At 48.4% G+C, this 19,986-nt stretch carries 20 protein-coding genes; all 20 read left to right on the forward strand.

Features of this window, described 5'->3' with window-relative positions; all coding sequences use genetic code 11:
- The first annotated feature begins 3 nt into the window (after window positions 1-3).
- The 20 genes from rsmG to C2M36_RS01375 all read left to right on the forward strand — a co-directional run bounded on the left by rsmG (window position 4) and on the right by C2M36_RS01375 (window position 19,978).
- Window positions 4-624 carry a 16S rRNA (guanine(527)-N(7))-methyltransferase RsmG gene (rsmG, locus tag C2M36_RS01285; protein ID WP_105253380.1) on the forward strand — a complete coding sequence of 207 codons (621 nt, stop codon included), beginning with the start codon at window positions 4-6 and terminating at the stop codon, window positions 622-624.
- A 15-nt stretch (window positions 625-639) separates the two neighbouring features.
- Window positions 640-1,425, forward strand: coding sequence for a ParA family protein (locus C2M36_RS01290; RefSeq protein ID WP_105253381.1), 786 nt, complete (start codon window positions 640-642; stop codon window positions 1,423-1,425).
- A gap of 20 nt (window positions 1,426-1,445) precedes the next feature.
- On the forward strand, window positions 1,446-2,354 hold the full coding sequence (locus C2M36_RS01295) for a ParB/RepB/Spo0J family partition protein (protein ID WP_105253382.1): 909 nt from the start codon (window positions 1,446-1,448) through the stop codon (window positions 2,352-2,354).
- A gap of 143 nt (window positions 2,355-2,497) precedes the next feature.
- On the forward strand, window positions 2,498-2,878 hold the full coding sequence (locus tag C2M36_RS01300) for an ATP synthase subunit I (RefSeq protein WP_105253383.1): 381 nt from the start codon (window positions 2,498-2,500) through the stop codon (window positions 2,876-2,878).
- A 15-nt stretch (window positions 2,879-2,893) separates the two neighbouring features.
- A complete protein-coding gene (gene atpB / locus C2M36_RS01305; protein ID WP_105253384.1) occupies window positions 2,894-3,724 on the forward strand; it encodes a F0F1 ATP synthase subunit A in 831 nt (276 codons plus the stop codon).
- A gap of 65 nt (window positions 3,725-3,789) precedes the next feature.
- On the forward strand, window positions 3,790-4,023 hold the full coding sequence (gene atpE, locus C2M36_RS01310; RefSeq protein WP_105201180.1) for a F0F1 ATP synthase subunit C: 234 nt from the start codon (window positions 3,790-3,792) through the stop codon (window positions 4,021-4,023).
- A 54-nt stretch (window positions 4,024-4,077) separates the two neighbouring features.
- Window positions 4,078-4,548, forward strand: coding sequence for a F0F1 ATP synthase subunit B (gene atpF, locus C2M36_RS01315; protein WP_105253385.1), 471 nt, complete (start codon window positions 4,078-4,080; stop codon window positions 4,546-4,548).
- 15 nt (window positions 4,549-4,563) lie between these two features.
- Window positions 4,564-5,097: a F0F1 ATP synthase subunit delta gene (atpH, locus tag C2M36_RS01320; RefSeq protein ID WP_105188737.1), complete on the forward strand. Its 534-nt coding sequence runs from the start codon at window positions 4,564-4,566 to the stop codon at window positions 5,095-5,097.
- Between the two features lie 14 nt (window positions 5,098-5,111).
- Complete coding sequence (gene atpA, locus C2M36_RS01325) at window positions 5,112-6,653, forward strand: F0F1 ATP synthase subunit alpha (protein WP_105188736.1); 1,542 nt, start codon at window positions 5,112-5,114, stop codon at window positions 6,651-6,653.
- A 56-nt stretch (window positions 6,654-6,709) separates the two neighbouring features.
- Window positions 6,710-7,570: a F0F1 ATP synthase subunit gamma gene (gene atpG / locus C2M36_RS01330; RefSeq protein ID WP_105253386.1), complete on the forward strand. Its 861-nt coding sequence runs from the start codon at window positions 6,710-6,712 to the stop codon at window positions 7,568-7,570.
- 33 nt (window positions 7,571-7,603) lie between these two features.
- Window positions 7,604-8,989, forward strand: coding sequence for a F0F1 ATP synthase subunit beta (gene atpD, locus C2M36_RS01335; RefSeq protein WP_105253387.1), 1,386 nt, complete (start codon window positions 7,604-7,606; stop codon window positions 8,987-8,989).
- A 13-nt stretch (window positions 8,990-9,002) separates the two neighbouring features.
- Window positions 9,003-9,425, forward strand: coding sequence for a F0F1 ATP synthase subunit epsilon (locus C2M36_RS01340; protein WP_105188733.1), 423 nt, complete (start codon window positions 9,003-9,005; stop codon window positions 9,423-9,425).
- 235 nt (window positions 9,426-9,660) lie between these two features.
- Window positions 9,661-11,022 carry a bifunctional UDP-N-acetylglucosamine diphosphorylase/glucosamine-1-phosphate N-acetyltransferase GlmU gene (glmU, locus tag C2M36_RS01345; protein ID WP_105253388.1) on the forward strand — a complete coding sequence of 454 codons (1,362 nt, stop codon included), beginning with the start codon at window positions 9,661-9,663 and terminating at the stop codon, window positions 11,020-11,022.
- 199 nt (window positions 11,023-11,221) lie between these two features.
- The gene (locus tag C2M36_RS17085) at window positions 11,222-14,431 is read left to right on the forward strand and encodes a S8 family serine peptidase (protein ID WP_158678831.1); all 3,210 of its coding nucleotides are present in this window, start codon (window positions 11,222-11,224) and stop codon (window positions 14,429-14,431) included.
- Entirely contained in the window at window positions 14,349-16,085 is a 1,737-nt protein-coding gene (locus C2M36_RS16760) for an Ig-like domain-containing protein (protein ID WP_158678832.1), read from the forward strand. Before C2M36_RS17085 ends, C2M36_RS16760 begins: the two co-directional genes overlap by 83 nt.
- A gap of 199 nt (window positions 16,086-16,284) precedes the next feature.
- Window positions 16,285-17,148 carry a MipA/OmpV family protein gene (locus C2M36_RS01355; RefSeq protein WP_158678833.1) on the forward strand — a complete coding sequence of 288 codons (864 nt, stop codon included), beginning with the start codon at window positions 16,285-16,287 and terminating at the stop codon, window positions 17,146-17,148.
- Window positions 17,148-17,540: a DUF3019 domain-containing protein gene (locus C2M36_RS01360; protein ID WP_105253390.1), complete on the forward strand. Its 393-nt coding sequence runs from the start codon at window positions 17,148-17,150 to the stop codon at window positions 17,538-17,540. Before C2M36_RS01355 ends, C2M36_RS01360 begins: the two co-directional genes overlap by 1 nt.
- Window positions 17,540-18,256, forward strand: a complete 717-nt coding sequence (locus C2M36_RS01365) for a response regulator transcription factor (protein WP_105253391.1) — start codon at window positions 17,540-17,542, stop codon at window positions 18,254-18,256. The genes C2M36_RS01360 and C2M36_RS01365 overlap by 1 nt, the downstream gene beginning before the upstream one ends.
- 5 nt (window positions 18,257-18,261) lie before the next feature.
- On the forward strand, window positions 18,262-19,461 hold the full coding sequence (locus C2M36_RS01370; RefSeq protein ID WP_105253392.1) for an ATP-binding protein: 1,200 nt from the start codon (window positions 18,262-18,264) through the stop codon (window positions 19,459-19,461).
- Window positions 19,462-19,528: 67 nt separating this feature from the next.
- Window positions 19,529-19,978, forward strand: a complete 450-nt coding sequence (locus C2M36_RS01375; RefSeq protein WP_199882997.1) for a response regulator — start codon at window positions 19,529-19,531, stop codon at window positions 19,976-19,978.
- Window positions 19,979-19,986 lie beyond the last annotated feature (8 nt).

Below are 19,986 nucleotides of genomic sequence, written 5' to 3' on the forward strand. Positions count from 1 at the left end.
AGCGTGTTAGAAAACAAATTTAAACAATTGCTGGCTAAGGCCAGCATTTCTCTTAGTGAGCAACAGATTCAGCAATTACTTGCCTACGTTGCTTTGCTGGACAAGTGGAACAAAGCCTACAACCTTACCTCGGTTCGCGATCCTAAAGACATGCTGGTTAAGCACATCATGGATAGCCTGGTTGTGGCCGAGCACCTTAAAGGTCAACACTACATCGATGTGGGGACCGGACCTGGTTTACCCGGTATGGTTTTGGCCATTGCCCTGCCCGATACCGAGTTCGTATTACTCGATAGTCTTGGCAAGCGCGTCACCTTCTTAAAGCAGGTGAAACATGAGCTTGGCCTAAAAAATGTAACCCCGGTGCAGAGTCGAGTTGAAGAATATCAGCCAAGTGTTAAATTAGATGGAGTGCTATCTCGCGCCTTTGCCTCTATTGATGATATGCTGCATTGGTGCGCGCATTTAATTGATCAGGACGGCCGCTTTATTGCGCTTAAAGGCCAGTACCCTGAGCGGGAATTAGCACACCTTCCCGATGGCTTCAGTTTCGAGCAAAATATTGAGCTTAGGGTTCCTGAATTAGAGGGCGAGCGCCATCTTATAATTCTAAGAAAAAATTAATTGGCGAGGATCAACGTGGCTAAAGTCATTGCTATTGCAAACCAAAAAGGCGGTGTGGGTAAAACCACCACAGCCGTAAATTTGGCGGCCTCAATGGCTGCGACCAAACGTAAGGTGTTATTGATCGATCTCGATCCTCAGGGCAATGCCACCATGGGCAGCGGCGTTGATAAGTACGACGATGTTGCTACCGTCTATGATCTACTGATCGAAGATAAACCCTTCGAAGAGGTGGTGATCACTCAGACTTCGGGTGAGTATCACTTGATCGCCGCCAACGGTGATGTTACCGCGGCGGAAGTGAAACTGATGGAATTGTTTGCCCGCGAAGTACGTTTGCGCAACGCCTTGGAAAAGATCCTTGCCGACTACGAGTATATTTTTATCGACTGTCCGCCGTCGTTGAATATGCTTACCGTTAATGCCATGGCCGCCGCCGACTCGGTGTTGGTTCCCATGCAGTGTGAATATTATGCGCTGGAAGGGATCACCGCATTGATGGGCACCATAGAGCAATTAGCACAACTGGTTAACCCCAAATTACAGATTGAAGGCATTTTGCGAACCATGTACGATCCGCGCAACCGCCTTGCCAACGATGTTTCCGAACAGCTGAAACAGCACTTTGGCGATAAGGTCTATCGGACTGTTATTCCGCGCAACGTTCGCCTTGCAGAAGCACCCAGCTTTGGTGCCCCGGCCATGTATTACGACAGAGCCTCTGCGGGAGCCAAGGCATATCTGGCCTTGGCCGGTGAAATGCTGCGCCGCAAAGAAAAACAAACACCTGCAGTCGCCTAAATCTAGAGGTAAGCGAATCAATGTCTGCTAAAAAACGTGGATTAGGAAGGGGCCTGGATGCCCTACTCACGTCGTCAAAACCCGCCGCACCCGCGTCAGAGCAAAGCGCCAATGACGGGCCAAGCGAGCAAGCCGTTAAAGGCGAGCTGCAAAAGCTGGCGATCGAGTTTTTACGCCCCGGCAAGTATCAGCCGCGCAAGGATATGGCCGAAGACGCGCTTGAAGAATTGGCCAGCTCTATTCGTGCCCAAGGCATTATTCAGCCCATTGTGGTGCGTCAATTAGGCGAACAGCAGTACGAAATCATTGCCGGTGAGCGTCGCTGGCGCGCCGCGCAATTGGCTAAGCTCGACATGGTCCCTTGTTTAATCAAGGATGTACCGGATGAAGCCGCGGTGGCCATCGCCCTGATTGAGAATATTCAGCGTGAAGACCTCAACGCCATGGAAGAAGCCATCGCCCTAGAGCGTTTGATCCAAGAGTTTGCCCTGACGCACCAACAGGTGGCCGATGCGGTAGGTAAATCCCGTACCACGGTGACTAATTTGCTGCGTCTGAACAACCTCAATGACGATGTAAAAATTATGTTAGAGCATGGCGATATCGAGATGGGTCATGCTCGTTGTCTGTTGGCGCTCAGTGGTGAAGCGCAATCCGAGGCCGCTCGCAGCGCCGTAGCCAAGGCATTAACCGTACGTGAGACGGAAAAGCTGGTGCGTTCCCTGTTGGAACCCTCAGAAAAACCAGTTAAAAAAGAAAAAGACCCAGATGTCAAACAGTTAGAGCAAAAGCTCCAAGATAATCTCGGTGCCAAGGTCGAAATAAACTACAACCAGAAAGGCAAGGGTAAGTTAGTGATTTCTTACACTAATTTAGACGAGCTTGAAGGTATTTTAGAGCGTATCGACCCGCAGCGAAATCAGGTTTAATTATCCCCTTCTCGCCCCCGTAATCACGGGGGTGAAATTGACACAATTTCATCCCGCTCAAGTTGCAAATTGGCCAGAAATCAGTATAATTTCGCCAGTTTTAGCACCCCAATGAAACTTAACGTAATTAAGGTTAATAGAAAGTGACGCAAAGGTTGTCTGGCCCGTATCGCCAAGCCGCATTAAAAGGCGTTCTTCTTCAGGGTGTCGTAGCAATTATAGCTGCAGTAATAGTTTTAGTAGGTTGGGAAGTAGATGCCGCGGTTTCAGCATTGGCTGGTGGACTGGTGGCGGTACTTCCTAACTTTTTGTTTGCTATCTATGCGTTTCGATATGTGGGCGCAAGCAAGGCAAAACAAGTGTATGCCTCATTTAAAAGAGGCAACGGATTAAAATTTTTGCTAACGATTTTCTTGTTCGCACTAATATTTAAGCTTTATCCGGTAATGGCGTTGCCATTTTTCTCCAGCTTTATATTGGTGACGTTTACACAGTGGTTAGCGCCGATTTTTTTTAATCATTAACTTTTGGGATAAAACATGGCTGCAGGTGAAGAACTTACCTTAACGGGTTACATCCAGCACCATTTAACTAACGGTCAAGTCAGTATTGGCGATGGTTGGTTTTGGAAGCTGAATGTAGATACCCTCGCATGGTCTATCGGTCTTGGACTGATTTTCTTATGGATCTTTAAGCGCGCTGCGAATAAAGCAACGCTTGGCGTTCCAGGAAAATTTCAGTGCTTTATCGAGATGGTCGTAGAATTCGTCGATCAAAACGTGAAAGACACCTTTCACGGTAGAAGTCGACTAATCGCTCCTCTTGCTCTGACGATTTTCGTCTGGGTATTCCTGATGAACTTAATGGACTTGATCCCGGTTGATTTCCTTCCTGCACTTGCAGGTCAAATCGGCGTACTTTCAGGTGCCGTAGAAAGTTCTCACGATGTTTACATGAAGGTGGTACCAACAACCGATCTTAACCTAACCCTAGCGCTAGGTATCGGTGTGTTCGCACTCATCATCTTCTACTCGATTCGTGTTAAGGGCTTAATGGGCTTTATCAAGGAGCTAACGCTTCACCCATTCAGTTCTAAAAACATGGTTGTTCAAGCTCTATTTATTCCGGTTAACTTCATTCTAGAGTTCGTAACTCTGATTGCTAAGCCGGTTTCATTGGGCTTACGTCTATTCGGTAACCTTTATGCTGGTGAACTTATCTTCATCCTGATTGCAGCAATTGGCTTGTTCCAATTACCACTGCACTTTGTATGGGCGGTATTCCACATCCTGGTTATTGTATTGCAAGCATTCATCTTCATGATGCTGACAATTGTTTACCTGAGCATGGCGTCTGAAGACAACCATTAAGAACCGGCTCACAAAAGATTTTTTAACTTTAACTTTAATCATTTACAAAAATATTGGAGACAATAATGGAAATCGTACTAGGCCTTAAATATATCGCTGTTGCCCTACTTATCGGTTTTGGTGCCCTTGGTACTGCTATCGGTTTCGGTAACCTAGGTGGTAAATTCCTAGAATCAGCTGCTCGTCAGCCTGAGCTTGCACCTCAACTACAAGTTAAAATGTTCATCGTAGCTGGTCTTATCGATGCGATCGCTATGATCGGTGTAGGTATCGGTCTATACCTATTGTTCGCTGCTTAATTTTAGATAAGACATTTAACGCGAACATAAATTGACTTGTAAGGAGGAGCGGACGTGAGTTTAAACGCCACTCTAATTGGTGAATTAATCGCTTTCATCGTTTTTGTATGGTTCTGCATGAAGTTCGTGTGGCCACCACTAAACGGTGCAATCGAGGCTCGCCAAAAGAAAATCGAAGATGGTTTAGCTGCCTCTGATAAAGCTGAAAAAGATCTTGAGCTTGCTCGTAAAAAAGCAACCGAGCAACTTAAAGAAGCTAAAGCAGAAGCTGCTGAAATCATCGAGCAAGCTAAAAAGCGTGCGACGCAAATCGTTGACGAAGAGACATCTCGTGGTCACGAAGAGCGTGAAAAAATCATTGCTCAAGGTCATTCTGAAATCGAAGCCGAGCGTAACCGTGCCAAAGAAGAATTGCGTAAGCAGGTTGCTTCTCTAGCGGTTATCGGTGCCGAGAAGATCTTAGAGCGCGAAATCAATGAAGCCGCGCACAGCGACATAGTTGAAAAACTTGTTGCCGAGCTTTAATAGGAGGGTATGAGCATGTCTGAACTGACTACTATCGCTCGCCCATACGCTAAAGCGGCTTTTGAATTTGCCGTTGACAAAGGTGCGGTCGACGCATGGAACGAGATGCTGTTTTTCGCTGGTGAAGTTGCGAAGAACGAGCAAGTTACTCGATTCCTGTCGAGCAGTGCCTCTGCTGAAAAACAAGCTGAAACTATGATTCAGCTTTGTGCAGAGCAACTCAACGAATATGGCCAGAACCTGGTAAAGGTAATGGCCGAAAATGGACGTTTAGTCGCCCTACCGGCGGTTGCACAATTATTCGCTGAATTTAAAGCGGATTATGACAAAGAAATCGACGTTGACGTCGTTTCTGCAACCGAACTTGCTGCAGCGCAGCAAGAGAAACTAGTCGCGGCACTTGAAAAACGTTTCGCACGCAAAGTTAAGCTGAATTGTAGTGTTGATAACACGGTTGTTGGTGGTCTGGTTATTAAAGCCGGCGACACCGTAATCGATGGCAGTATCAGCGGCAAACTTAGCCGTCTGGCCACTACACTACAATCGTAATTGGGAAGAAGAGCATGCAACTTAATTCCACTGAAATTTCTGATCTGATCAAAAAACGTATTGAGCAGTTCGAAGTTGTAAGTGAAGCTCGTAACGAAGGTACTATCGTATCTGTTACTGACGGTATCATCCGCATCCACGGTCTAGCTGACTGTATGCAAGGTGAGATGATTGAGCTTCCTGGCAACCGTTATGCTATCGCACTAAACCTTGAGCGTGACTCAGTAGGTGCCGTAGTAATGGGTCCATACGCAGACCTTAAAGAAGGCGTAAAAGTACAATCTACCGGTCGTATCCTTGAAGTACCTGTTGGTCGTGGTCTACTTGGTCGTGTTGTTAACACACTAGGTGCACCTATCGATGGTAAAGGCGCTCTAGATAACGACGGTTTCGAGCCAGTTGAAAAAATCGCACCAGGCGTAATCGAGCGTCAATCTGTAGATGAGCCAGTACAAACTGGTTATAAGTCTATCGATGCGATGATTCCAGTTGGTCGTGGTCAGCGTGAGCTTGTAATCGGTGACCGTCAGACTGGTAAAACTGCACTAGCTATCGATGCTATCATCAACCAAAAAGGCACAGGCGTTAAGTGTGTGTACGTAGCGGTTGGTCAAAAAGCATCTACTATCGCTAACGTAGTACGTAAACTTGAAGAGCACGGTGCACTAGAGAACACGATTGTTGTTGTTGCATCTGCTTCTGAATCAGCAGCGCTACAATACCTAGCGCCATTTGCTGGTTGTACTATGGGTGAATACTTCCGTGACCGCGGTGAAGACGCGCTAATCGTATATGATGATCTTTCTAAGCAAGCTGTTGCTTACCGTCAGATCTCACTACTACTTAAGCGTCCACCAGGCCGTGAAGCATACCCAGGTGACGTATTCTACCTTCACTCACGTCTTCTAGAGCGTGCATCACGTGTAAACGCTGATTACGTTGAGAAGTTCACTAACGGTGAAGTGAAAGGTAAAACAGGTTCATTGACGGCATTGCCAATCATTGAAACTCAAGGTGGTGACGTTTCTGCGTTCGTACCTACAAACGTTATCTCAATCACCGACGGTCAGATCTTCCTAGAAACTGACTTGTTCAACGCGGGTATCCGTCCAGCGGTTAACGCTGGTATCTCGGTATCTCGTGTAGGTGGTGCAGCGCAAACTAAAATCGTTAAGAAACTAGGTGGTGGTATCCGTCTAGCGCTAGCTCAGTACCGTGAACTAGCGGCGTTCTCTCAGTTCGCTTCTGACCTTGACGATGCAACTCGTGCCCAGCTTGAGCACGGTGAGCGCGTAACAGAGCTAATGAAGCAGAAACAGTACGCACCTATGTCTGTTGCGGAAATGTCTCTGTCGCTATTTGCTGCTGAAAAGGGCTATCTAAAAGACATCGAAATCGCGAAAATCATGGATTTCGAAGCGGCTCTTATCTCATACGCAAACAGCACTTACGCAGAGCTAATGGCTCAAATCAATGAAACTGGTAACTACAACGCCGAGATCGAAGCGCAGCTGAAAGAACTTCTAGAGAAGTTCAAGTCTACGCAAACTTGGTAATTAGTTATGAACGGTGAGTTTTAATTTAAAACTCACCCAGATTCGGAGAAAGAGTCATGGCCAGCGGAAAAGAGATAAAAAGCAAGATCGGGAGTATCAAGAATACTCAGAAGATCACTAGCGCTATGGAAATGGTTGCCGCTTCTAAAATGAAGAAGGCGCAAGACCGTGTGGCTTCAAGCCGTCCATACGCTGAAAACTTACGCAAAGTGATCGGTCATGTTGCTAATGCTAGCCTCGAATATCGCCATGCCTATTTGGAAGAGCGAGAGGTCAAGCGCGTTGGTTATATCGTCATCTCTACCGACCGTGGTTTATGTGGTGGCTTGAACTCTAACGAGTTCAAGAAAGTAGCCCTAGAAATCAAAGCATGGAAAGAAAAAGGCGTATCTGCGGATTTCGCCGTACTAGGTAGCAAGGCTGCCGGTTTCTTCCAGCGTTTTGGTGGCTCAGTGCTTGCCAAAAAATCAGGTCTAGGCGATGCGCCTTCGGTTCAGGACGTAATTGGTCCTGTAAAAGTTATGCTTGATGCATACAACGAAGGCAAATTAGACCGCTTGTTTGTTGTTTACAACAAGTTTGTAAACACCATGAAGCAAGAACCAACAATCGATCAATTGTTGCCTTTGCCGAAAACAGAAAGCGAAGAACTAGCACACCGCTGGGACTACATCTACGAGCCAGATCCAAAAGCACTTTTGGAAACACTAATGGTTCGCTTTGTAGAATCTCAGGTATATCAAGGTGTGGTTGAAAATGCTGCCTCTGAGCAGGCCGCCCGTATGGTTGCGATGAAAGCCGCAACGGATAACGCCGGCGACCTGATGGATGAGTTACAGCTTGTTTATAACAAGGCTCGTCAGGCCGCAATCACACAAGAAATCAGTGAGATTGTTGGCGGATCAGCAGCAGTTTAATGCTTCGGGCAAAGATTAACGAGAGGAATAGACATGAGTTTAGGTAAGGTCGTCCAAATTATCGGCGCCGTTGTGGACATCGAGTTTCCACAAGACAACGTGCCTGCCGTATATGACGCACTAAAAGTTACAGACGGCGACCTAGCAGGTCTGACACTAGAAGTTCAGCAGCAGCTAGGCGGCGGTGTGGTACGTGGTATCGCACTTGGTACTACCGACGGTCTACGTCGTGGTACAGCAGTAGAAAACACAGGTGAAGCGATCAAGGTTCCAGTAGGTAAAGCTACTCTTGGTCGTATCATGAACGTACTAGGTGAAGCAATTGACGAAGCTGGCCCAATCGGCGAAGAAGAGCGTATGTCAATTCACCGTGAAGCACCTTCGTACGAAGATCAATCAAGCTCGGTAGAACTACTTGAGACTGGTATCAAAGTAATCGACCTTGTATGTCCATTCGCTAAGGGTGGTAAAGTAGGTCTATTCGGTGGTGCTGGTGTAGGTAAAACCGTAAACATGATGGAACTTATCCGTAACATCGCGATCGAGCACAGCGGTTACTCTGTATTCGCCGGTGTTGGTGAGCGTACTCGTGAGGGTAACGACTTCTATCACGAAATGAACGATTCAAACGTACTTGATAAAGTATCGCTTGTATACGGTCAGATGAACGAGCCACCGGGTAACCGTCTACGTGTTGCTTTGACTGGTCTAACTATGGCTGAGAAGTTCCGTGACGAAGGTCGTGACGTTCTTTTCTTCGTAGATAACATCTATCGTTATACGCTTGCCGGTACTGAGGTATCAGCACTACTAGGTCGTATGCCTTCAGCGGTAGGTTACCAGCCAACTCTTGCAGAAGAGATGGGTGTACTACAGGAGCGTATCGCGTCTACTAAGACTGGTTCAATCACGTCAATCCAAGCGGTATACGTACCTGCGGATGACTTGACTGACCCATCACCGGCGACTACTTTCGCCCACTTAGATGCGACAGTTGTACTTTCTCGTGATATCGCAGCTCTAGGTATCTACCCAGCTGTTGACCCACTTGACTCAACTTCACGTCAGCTTGATCCGCTAGTAATCGGTCAAGAGCACTACGACACAGCTCGTGGCGTTCAGACTGTACTACAGCGTTATAAAGAGCTGAAAGACATCATCGCCATCCTAGGTATGGACGAGCTGTCTGATGAAGATAAGCAAGTGGTATCACGTGCTCGTAAAATCCAGCGTTTCCTGTCTCAGCCGTTCTTCGTTGCTGAGGTATTCACAGGCGCACCTGGTAAATACGTATCACTAAAAGACACCATTGCAGGCTTTAAAGGCATTCTAAACGGTGAGTTCGACGACATGCCAGAGCAAGCGTTCTACATGGTTGGCTCAATCGAAGAAGCGCAAGAAAAAGCCAAAAGCATGTAATTAGGAGGGGAGTATGGCAGCTATGACCGTACATCTTGATGTAGTTAGCGCAGAAGGAAAGTTATTTTCCGGTCGTGTAGAAACACTTCAAGTGACAGGTAGTGAAGGTGAATTGGGTATTTACCCAGGTCACGCGCCGCTACTAACTGCCCTGAAACCTGGTATGGTGCGTTTAGTTAAGCAGCTAGGTGGTGAAGAAATCATCTATGTTGCTGGCGGTACGCTTGAGGTTCAACCTCATAACGTAACCGTGCTGGCTGATACAGCCGTTCGAGCCGAAGAGCTGGACGAGCAAGCAGCCGAGCAAGCTAAGCGCGAAGCGCAAGAACAAATGGATAAAGCACAAAGTGATGAGCTGGATTATCAGCGCGCCGCAGTGCAACTCGAAGAGGCTCTTGCCAAACTTCGCGTAATCCGCCTATTGCGTAATAGCTAATTGCTATCGACCGAAAAGGTTTGCAAAAACCCACGCTAACAGCGTGGGTTTTTTTATGTCCGTTCGTTCAATGTTCATAGTGAAGCAGTTACAATATTGCCAATTTGTACACAATGGTACAGTTTTGGCGTTGGTGAAGGCTTGCAAGGGCTTTACTCTATCCAGACACAGGACGTGCTGATTTAAAGCACCAAACTGAATCGTGTGACAGTGGATGCGAAAAAAGGATATTAGAATGAATTTAACCACAGTTATTTTGGCCGCGGGTAAAGGCACCCGCATGCGCTCAAAGCTTCCCAAGGTATTGCACCCCATCGCTGGTAAGCCCATGGTGCAACACGTTATCGACAACGCAAAAGCGCTAGGCGCGAAACAGACAAACCTGGTTTATGGCCATGGTGGTGAGATGTTGCAAGAGCAACTCACCGGTAACGAACTTAATTGGGTATTGCAAGCCGAGCAACTGGGCACGGGTCACGCCGTGGCGGTGGCCAAAGAGCATATCGCCGATAACGACACCGTGCTAATCCTCTACGGTGATGTACCGCTAACGAAAAAATCGACACTTGAAAAACTCTTGGCAGCCACACCAGAGCGTGGTTTGGCCGTGTTGACTGTGGATCTTGAAAACCCGACCGGTTATGGCCGTATGCTGCGTGAAAATGGCAAGCTAGTGGGCATCGTCGAACAAAAAGATGCCACCCCTGAGCAACTGGCTATCACCGAAATCAACACCGGCATTATGGCCTGTAACGGCGGCCTGCTGAAGAAGTGGTTAGGTAATCTTTCAAATAACAATGCCCAGGGCGAATACTACCTAACGGATATCGTCGCCATGGCGCACGCTGAGGACGTTGAAATCAGCTCTAGCCAGCCAGAGCACCCGATGGAAGTGGAAGGCGCTAACAATCGCGTACAGCTCGCCCAGTTAGAACGTGCGTATCAAGCGTGGCAAGCCGAAGAGCTAATGCTCAATGGCGCCAGCCTGGCTGATCCCGCTCGTATCGATGTGCGTGGCACGGTCACAACTGGCCAAGATGTGCAAATCGACGTGAACGTCGTATTCGAAGGCCAGGTTGAGTTGGGCGATGATGTAGTGATTGGCCCTAACTGTGTGCTGAAAAACTGTAAAATCGGCGATGGTGTGGTGATTAAGGCCAATACTCTGATCGAAGAGGCTACCGTGGCCGCCAAATGTACCCTGGGCCCGTTTGCACGTCTACGTCCCGGTGCGGTGATGGAAGAAGACTCGCACATAGGTAACTTTGTGGAGATGAAAAAGTCACGTCTTGGCAAAGGTTCTAAAGCAAATCACTTAACGTATTTAGGCGATGCGCAAATCGGCGAGAAGGTGAATATCGGTGCCGGTACCATTACCTGTAACTACGATGGCGTCAATAAATCACAAACCATAATTGGCGACAATGCCTTTATCGGCTCCAATTCCTCGCTGGTGGCCCCGGTTGAGATCGGCAACACCGCGACCGTCGGCGCCGGCTCGGTGGTAACCGCTAAAGTCGGTGACAACCAGCTGGCTGTAGCTCGCGCTAAACAGCGTAACCTGGATGGCTGGCAACGCCCGGTCAAAAAGAGCTAATTACTGATTATATTTAGAAAAAGCCGCTTAAAGCGGCTTTTTTTATGGCTGCGACTTGTTGGCAACAAATGTCACAAAGTGCATCAAAGTGTCTTATTTATTTCCGGTAAATTGCGCGTATATGAATAAAACATAACCATCGGCGAGGGGAAGTTATTACAACTTCATTACAAAAAATAAATAACACCGAAGGTTAAGTATGTTTAACTTGAAGAAAGTCTCCTTTATGGTGGCTTCAGCCTTGTATCTCGGCAGTTCAGCGGCCAGTGCCGTGAATGCTTCTGCTGAGCAGTGGGTTGCACCATCATCAGACTACGCGCCAAAACCTATGATCGAAGAAATGCATTGGTCGGGCGACGTTGCTCAAACAGTAAAAAAACAGGGAAAGATCTTCCGAGCCGAAGAAGGCGTGCATGGTGAGCACACCTATATCGTTGAGTTAGAGGATGCGCCCCTATCGGCTTATGAAGGTCAAATTAATGGGCTGGCCGAAACTAAGTCCGTTGTTGCATCTGCGCGCTCACAACAAGGTAAGCCCCTGAACCTAAATACTCAGGAGCTTTCAGGTTACAACAAGTACTTGAACACTCAGCGCCAGAACTTCATTGCTCAAGCCAGCGCCTTACAAGGCCTGAACCTGAATGTTGAACGCGCTTACTCTGTGGCTATTAACGCCTTCACCACGACCATGACCCAAGATGACGCGATGCGCCTTGCTAAGGTACCGGGTGTAAAGCGCATTACTCGTTCAAAAGTGTATGAACTTTCAACCTTCAACACCATAGAACAAACGGGTGCTAAGCAACTCTGGGCTAACGCTTTTGGTGGCGGTAGCAACAAGGGTGAAGGCATGGTGGTGGGTGTGATTGATACAGGTATCAACAGCGATCACCCATCGTTTGCCGCAGTGGGTGGTGACGGTTACGAGCACATTAACCCTTTCGGCACCGAGTTTTTAGGTGACTGTGCGAGCGCTGAATTCTCAGACAAGTGTAATAACAAGCTAGTTGGTATTTATTCTTACCCTGAAATCACTAATACCTACAGCGACCCTGTGTTTGCAGAGTCACGTCCGGCCTATGGTGAAGACTACAACAGCCACGGTTCACACGTAGCGGGTACTGCAGCGGGTAACATTCTTTATGATGTGCCATTTAAGCTGGCCTCGGGCGAAGCGCAATCAACGGGTGTGGAAACGGATCTGGTCTTTGAAGAAGTATCGGGTATGGCACCGCATGCGAATATCATTTCTTACCAGGTATGTTGGCCCGGTGGGGGCGGTGACCCCTATGCTGGCTGTCCAACTACCACTATTCTAGCCGCGATTGAACAGTCGATTATCGACAATGTTGATGTCTTGAATGCATCACTGGGTGGTCTTGAAGAAGATCCATGGCTTGACCCAATCGAACAAGCATTTTTCAATGCCGCTAATGCGGGTGTCTTCGTTGCCGTTGCAGCGGGTAACTCTGGGCCAGAGCTAAGCACAGCTGACCACTCATCACCTTGGGTAACTACGGTTGCTGCTCATTCACCGTCTTCAATTGTTGACTTCGGTGCAAAGTCGTTGGAAAACATGTCTGGCGGTGACACTGCTGCGCCGGCTGCTATCAAGGGTTACTCTTCAACATTTGAAGAAGTAACCGGCCTTATTGTTAAGGCGGAAAACTTTGAGAACCCGGGTACAAACTCATTCAACATCGCGGATTGTGATATCCCATTCCCTGCTGGTACATTTGATTTAGCGGATGACCCGGCAACGGCAGATATCGATGAAAGCACACAAGACGTGATTGTTACGTGTCGTCGTAGCTCGCGTCCGCTGTACGAAAAAGCAAATAACGTTGCTGCGGGTGGTGCTGAAGGTGTCATCATTTACAACCGCTTTAGCTTCCAAGACAGTGCGACAATCCCTGTTATTCCTCACCCACTTCCAGCGATCCACATCACTAATGAAGACAGTGTTGAGCTAATGGAGTGGTTGGACTCAGGTTCAGCGCACATGGGTACAGTCACGGGTGCTCAGAGTGAGGTTGTGCCGGTAGACAAAGAGCGCGTAGCCTACTTCTCAGGCCGTGGCCCATCTTATTTCGGTATTGATACCATGTTGGTGGATATTGCCGCACCAGGTGTTGATATTTACGCGCCTAGCTCGGATGACCAGCCATTTACCAACAACCCACGCACTGCTGATTGGCAAACCATGTCGGGTACCTCAATGGCGAGCCCACACGTAGCCGGTGCCGCCGCATTGCTACAACAATCTCACCCAGAGTGGTCAATTGCCCAGGTGCAATCAGCCTTGATGCTAACAGCCGGTAACGATCTCACTAATGCCCGCTTCTTAAGCAACTATAAAGATGATGGCATCAAGTCCAGCTTGCAGGACATGGGTGCAGGCCGTATGCGTGTTGAGTTGGCCGACAAAGCCGGTCTAACGCTGCATCAAGATATTGCTGACATGGCAGATGCGAATCCGGCAATGGGTGGCCGTCCTGAGGATATGAATACGGCGTACGCGGTTGATAATACATGTCCAACAAGCTGTACATTCGTGCGTGAGTTCACCGCAACAGAAGACGCAAGCTGGACTGTACACACAGAGGAATGGATTGGTGCGTTCGAATTAAAAGCCGAGCCTGCCCAATTTGATATCAAGGCGGGTGAAACGCAGCAAATCGTTATTACCGCCACCAGCAAGCCAAATTCAAGTGCAGCAAGCTATATCGACTTGAGTGGTAACCAAGGCCAAGTAACCCTGGTATCAAGCAACAGTGCGTCGCCAGTGCTAGAGCTGCCGGTATGGACATTCACCGGTGATCGCGGCTTACCTGATTATGTCAAAGTAGACGCACACCGTACTTCAGCTGAAATTGAAGTGGGTCCGTTTAACACTGCGGAAGTAACTGACTTCACCGCACGTAGTTACGGCATGGTTAAAGGTGATGCGAAGACAGTTAAACTCTTCTCTGATCCAACTGCAGGCGACCCGTTTGACCTTCATGAAGAAGAAGGGGAAATGGTTAACATCAACCACGTTGAATGGACACAAGTGCCAGAAGGCAGCAAGATGTTTAGCGCAAGTGTAGTGGGTGCTGAGCCGGTAGAGCGTGTGATTCTGTTCACGGGTCAAGACGCTAACGGTGATGGCATGGCCAGCATGGACGAAGTGCTGTGTATGTCGACCAACTACAGCATCAATAACTTCTGTAATATCGTTGAGCCGAATGCGGGCGACTACTTCACCGTGTTTATGAGCACCGCTTATATTCAGTATGGCGAAGTTGATGAAGGTCGCGATGTAACCATTGCAACCGGTGTTGTAGGTGAAAACAACGGTGGGTTTAATTGTCAGTGCCGAGCAGCAAATTTCTGGCTACGAGCAATACAATGTAAACCTGGCTTATAACCTTCCTGAAATGGAAATCGGCGATATCTACTTTGGTGGTTTCGACCTAGGTTCAAACCCGCAAGACGCGGGTAACTTGGGCTATGTGCCGGTACTTATCTCGCAAATTGACGATGACGTGACCTTCACTGCAGACAAGCACCAGGCAAGCCCGGGCGATGTTGTTAACTTCACGGTTGATGTGATTGCGAACAATGAAGCACAGGCGCGTAACTTTGCTCTGACTACGGACTTCCCTGAGGGTATCCAGATCATTGCCGACAGCATAGTGACAACCGCATCGACACCTGTTGCTCCGGAAGTTGCAGACAATGTGTTGTCATTGGTGGGCGTACAAGAAACGACGAAAGATGTGGTTCGCAACTACATCATGACGACCAATGTAACCGACCAAAAATGTTCGCTGTTAGCGGGTAATTCACCTTACCCGGATTACCTGAACTTACGTGACTTAGGTTGGCGTACCCTTGAGGGTGTTGAAGGTCGTTACTACAACGAGTACAAGTACTCCTTTAAAGAATTGATGCAAACCGATATGGATGTGTCATTCCCATTCTTTAACAAATATCACTTTGACTCAATCAAGCTAAACCCAGCGGGTCTAGTGACCTTTGGCGACCAAGGCCGTACCACGCCGTTCCACGTTGAATTCCCACGTGCAGCGAGCATGCCGCCTCCGCCTCCTTACATGATTGCCCCTTTCTGGGTGGGTGATAACACGATTCCTGAGCGCATCGATGCCAGTTCACGTGTTCCTGGTGATCCGAACGCGGGTATCACGCCAACCTTTACTTACTCCCGTGAGTGGTTGGTACTGGAGTGGGATAACGTTGAGCGCGCTTACTCGGACGGCCAGAGTGTCGACTTTGAAATGTTCATGCGTATGGGCATCAACTATGAGCCGGGTGAGTACGAACTAATGTTTGCTTACGACAATGTTAACCTGGTTGATAATCAAGGCTCTATCGGCTTTAAAGCTGCCGATGGTCGTATCCTAGTAGATGGCGACATGCCCATGGATATCAACTTGGGTGACGGCTTTGCCTATAACAATATCGACGAAGTTGTGCATGACGGCTTAGTGGTTTGTATGGACTACACAGGTCCTGAAATCTCTAAATTCAGCGTAAGCTTTGATGCCTATGTTTCTGAAAAAGCGGCTAACCAGGTACACACCTTGTACTTGAATAATGGCCTTGAAGGTTCAGACACAGAGCGCTTGAGTGTAGAGCTTGATGTGATGGGTAACATTACCTTGGTTGACCTAAAAGACCTTTCTGTTGCTGAGAATGAGTCTGTTAGCTTTGATGTTATCTACGCAGACAAAAACGGTGTAAGTAATGAAATCCTGGTAACCGGTGACAACGTCGCCGCTCAAGTGAGTGGCCATGAGTCTGGTTCAACCGTGACCTTAACGCCGGATGCAAACTTCCACGGTGAAACGCACATTACCGTGATGGTTAAGGACAGTGTTAACGGTACCGATATGGCCTCGCAAACCTTTATGCTAAGCGTAGTGTCAGACGGTAAAGAGCCGGAAACATCAACCGAAACCGAAGACGCAGTGAAAGCAAAATCATCAGGTGGTTCAATGGCCTGGATGCTACTGCTATTCATGCCGTTAGCGCTGCTTCGCAGAGCTCGTAACGGTTAACTTTCATAGACCCTAGTAAGTAAAAGCCAATTGGAAACAATTGGCTTTTTTTCTTACGCAAAAACATTTTTTAATTATTAATAGAGTTTCCAAATTGTTACAAAAGTGTACATTAATTGCGTTGACTGAGACCCCCCCTCAGGCGATGCTGCTACCTCAATTTAAGCGGTGTTATTCATTAACGAGAGTCGGTAGCAAGGTGTATAAGGCAGGGCTATTACTGGTTATTGCGCTATTCAGTGGCGCTCTGAGTGCGAGTGAAGAGACAATCTACACCGCTCATTCAGGATGGCAGTTTGGTCTTAGTGCCGGTTATGGTGAAATCGAAAACCCGATTCATGATGCCGATGATATTCCCCTGTATGTGATCCCCAAGGTCGAAGTGTTTTACGGCGACTTTGCCTTTAGCAATTTTGAGCTGTCTTGGACCCCTTTGAGTAATGACAACCACCAGTTGTCCTTCGTCAGTAAAATGAATCGTGATGGTTTGTATTTTATTGACAGCCTGGCAGCGAGCTCGGTTGTTGCGTCGTTGACATCCACTGTGATGCCGGGGGCTCCGCGTCCACCCAGTGCGCAGCAACAGCCCAGAGACACCAAAAAAGTCGGTGATATCACCAAAATTCGTGATCGTGAGCTGTCTTTTTTGGCCGGTGCCCAATATTTATATGATTGGCAACAATGGCGTCTTAGTGCCAGCTACTTTACTGAAATCACTCACTATCATCATGGTCAAGAAGGCTCGCTGGTGCTTTCCCGTTATCAGCAATGGCACAAGCACTTACTGGTGGCTGCGGCGGAAATTCAGTACCAAAGTAATGAGATAACCAAGTACTATTACGGTAGTCAGCGCCAGGAAATTGTTGCTGGCTTTTCCCGCTATCAGCCAGAGCACGCGTTCAATAAGAGCTTACAGCTAACCTACCAATATCAAATTAATGAAGATTGGCGATTTATTTCCGATCTTAAGTGGCAGGTGCTCGACAGCGAAATTGCCGACAGTCCGCTAGTATCGAAGCAGCACCTGCTTTCTTACTACGCTGGGGTGGCGTGGAGTTTCTGATGAGTCAACGTGTGGCTATGCAGTTTATCCTCCCCTTATTCCTGTTGCTGATACACAGCGGCAACGCCGGTGCGCTTGAAAAAAACTATATCAAGGCCAAACCGGAGACCTGCGTAACAACCCAGCCCAGCTGCCAGATAAACCTATTATTAAGTTGGCAAGGAGAGCCCACCACGACCTATTGCTTACAGGTTGAAGCCCGTGAGCCAGAACTAATTTGTGACGTCCCCAATCGTGCCCAGCACTATAAATTGGCATTGGAATCCGCTTCCGATGTGATGATTTATTTAGTGCGCAAGCAAGATAAACAGCGAGTTGCGCAGGTGATGATCGACGTTCAACGCCACTTTCTAAATCAAAAGCGTCGCAAGGTAGCTTGGAGTATTTTTTAATGAGTGAACAACAAAAATCTATTCTTTATGTCGAAGATGACCTGAAATTGGCCGAGCTTATCTCTTCCTTCCTAATTTCTAATGGTTTTGCTGTGACCCATATTAGTTCACCCCATATCGCTGCATTTGAGATGGTGAAGCGGCGTTACGACCTGGTGCTACTCGATATCGGTCTACCGGAGAGCGACGGCTTTAAAGTTTTTGAAGAGCTGCAGCGCCAGTATTCGGTGCCGGTTATTTTTCTCACCGCGCGACAAAGTCATGTGGATCACATTCATGCCCTGGAGCTTGGTGCCGAGGACTACCTTACAAAGCCTATTTCGCCCTCTATTTTGTTGGCGCGTATCAATCACTGCTTGCGTCGCAATGAGCTAAAATACTGTGCCAAGAACGCCGCTCAGTCGCAAACCCTGACCATAGGCAACCTGGTGATCAATCGTTATCAGCGTCAGGCGAGCTTAAATGGCGACCGCCTTGAGCTCACCACGGGTGAGTTCGACTTGTTGGAAAAACTCGCCTTTAACGTTGGTCAGGTGGTCAGTCGTGAGCATTTGTTCGAAGCCGCTATCGGCCGTAAGTACGATGGTCAAAACCGCACTATAGATGGTCGTGTCAGCCGTTTGCGCAAAAAGCTGGGCGATGCCGATGAACATCCAAGTCGCATTATCACCGTATGGGGTAAGGGTTATATCCTTTCACCGGATGCGTGGAAGTGAGCTAAGTGCTCAAGGTTTATGGTTACCTTTTCTCAACCCTGGTGCTGTGTCTAGGCATAAGCGCTTGGCTGATTAACAGCCATCTCGGCGACACCGCCATTGCCAGTGACGCCGAGCTTGCCCTAGCTCGGGGCATGCTGCAAACACCGAACCCACAGACTAGCCACCTGATCAGCGCAATAACCCTGAGCGATATTCACTTTGACCCCCACATAGACGAGCAGCTGCGCAGTGGTGCGGTAGTGCCCATGCTGGATCAAGATAGTCAGTTACTTTTTTACTACCTCGATGGTAGCCAACAACGGATCTTGATGCTCGGCCCCTTGCCGCGAGCGCAACGCGATTCGCAACAGACGCTGATCAGTATGTTGTTTTATACCAGCGTCGCGGTGGCCGTGCTGCTGGTGTGTTGGCCATTATTTCGCGATCTCACCCGGTTACGTCAGGCCAGTAAAAAAATCTCCGTGGGTAACTTTAGCGCCCAGGCCCGGCTGGGGCGTTTAAGTGCAATTAAACGCATCGGCGATGCCTTTGATGAGATGGCTGAAGAATTAAAAAACCAAAGTGATTATCAGCGCCAGTTGATCAATGCTGTATCCCACGACTTTTTCACGCCCATCAGCCGCGCTAAATTTGCCCTGGAAATGGCCGCTCACCAGCCAAGCGGTGCCGTCGACTGTAATAGCGTGCTGCAAGACCTCACCGAGCTGGAAATGCTGGTGGAGGAGTTTCTAACCTATGCCGAGCTTAATCAGTGCAAGCCGACGATCCGCCCGGTCGCCCATGATGCCAGGGAGTTGTTAGAGCAGGGCTGCGATAAATTTCGCATCTATAGCGATTTGAGCATACATATAGACTGTCACTGCGAGGTGATTGAGGTGGATAGGCGCAGTTTCTTGCGTATTCTTACCAACCTAATGAGCAATGCCGTACGCTTTGCCCACACCCAGATTCATATCAGTCTGCGTGCTCATCCCCATGGTATTGAGCTCACCGTGGCCGATGATGGCCCCGGCTTTAATGAGCAGCTCAGTCCCAGACTACTCCAGGCCTTTGTTAAAAATCACCAAGTTGCCCAGCGCGAGCACACCGGCGTGGGCCTAGGCCTATCCATCGTCAGCAAGTTGTGTCTGTGGAATGACGCCGATATTCAACTGGAGCAAAGCGCGACCTTAAAGGGTGCCTGCGTGCGGATCGTGTTTTAGTTGATAAACCGGTATTGTCCTGTAACTATAGGCCGGAACAATAAAAAAGGGACAGATGGACAGCAGCATGACAAGCCAGCGAATTGTAGTCATTGAGGATGAACCGGCCATAGCCGATACCCTGGTACATGTGATTGAACAAGCCGGATTAGCCGCTTCCTGGTGTGCCACCGCCGCCCAGGGATTAACCGCTATTCAAGATGAGCCTGCGGCCCTGGTGCTGCTCGATGTAGGTCTCCCCGATGGCAATGGCTTCGAGCTTTGCAAACAGATACGCACCTTCTCCACTGTGCCTATTATCTTTTTAACCGCCCGTAGCGATGAAATCGACAGGGTGGTAGGTCTTGAGATCGGTGCCGATGACTATGTGACCAAGCCCTTTAGCCCCAGGGAAGTACTGGCCCGCATTAAGCTGCGCATACCAAGGTTGAAGCCCCAGAGTCTGCGGCACAGGTCTGCACCGGGCTCCATGCCCGCCAATATGATTTTTATGTCGGCGCTCAGGCACTGCAGTTAACGGCGCTG

The organism is Pseudoalteromonas sp. T1lg75, assembly GCF_002964705.1.
Lineage (GTDB): Bacteria > Pseudomonadota > Gammaproteobacteria > Enterobacterales > Alteromonadaceae > Pseudoalteromonas.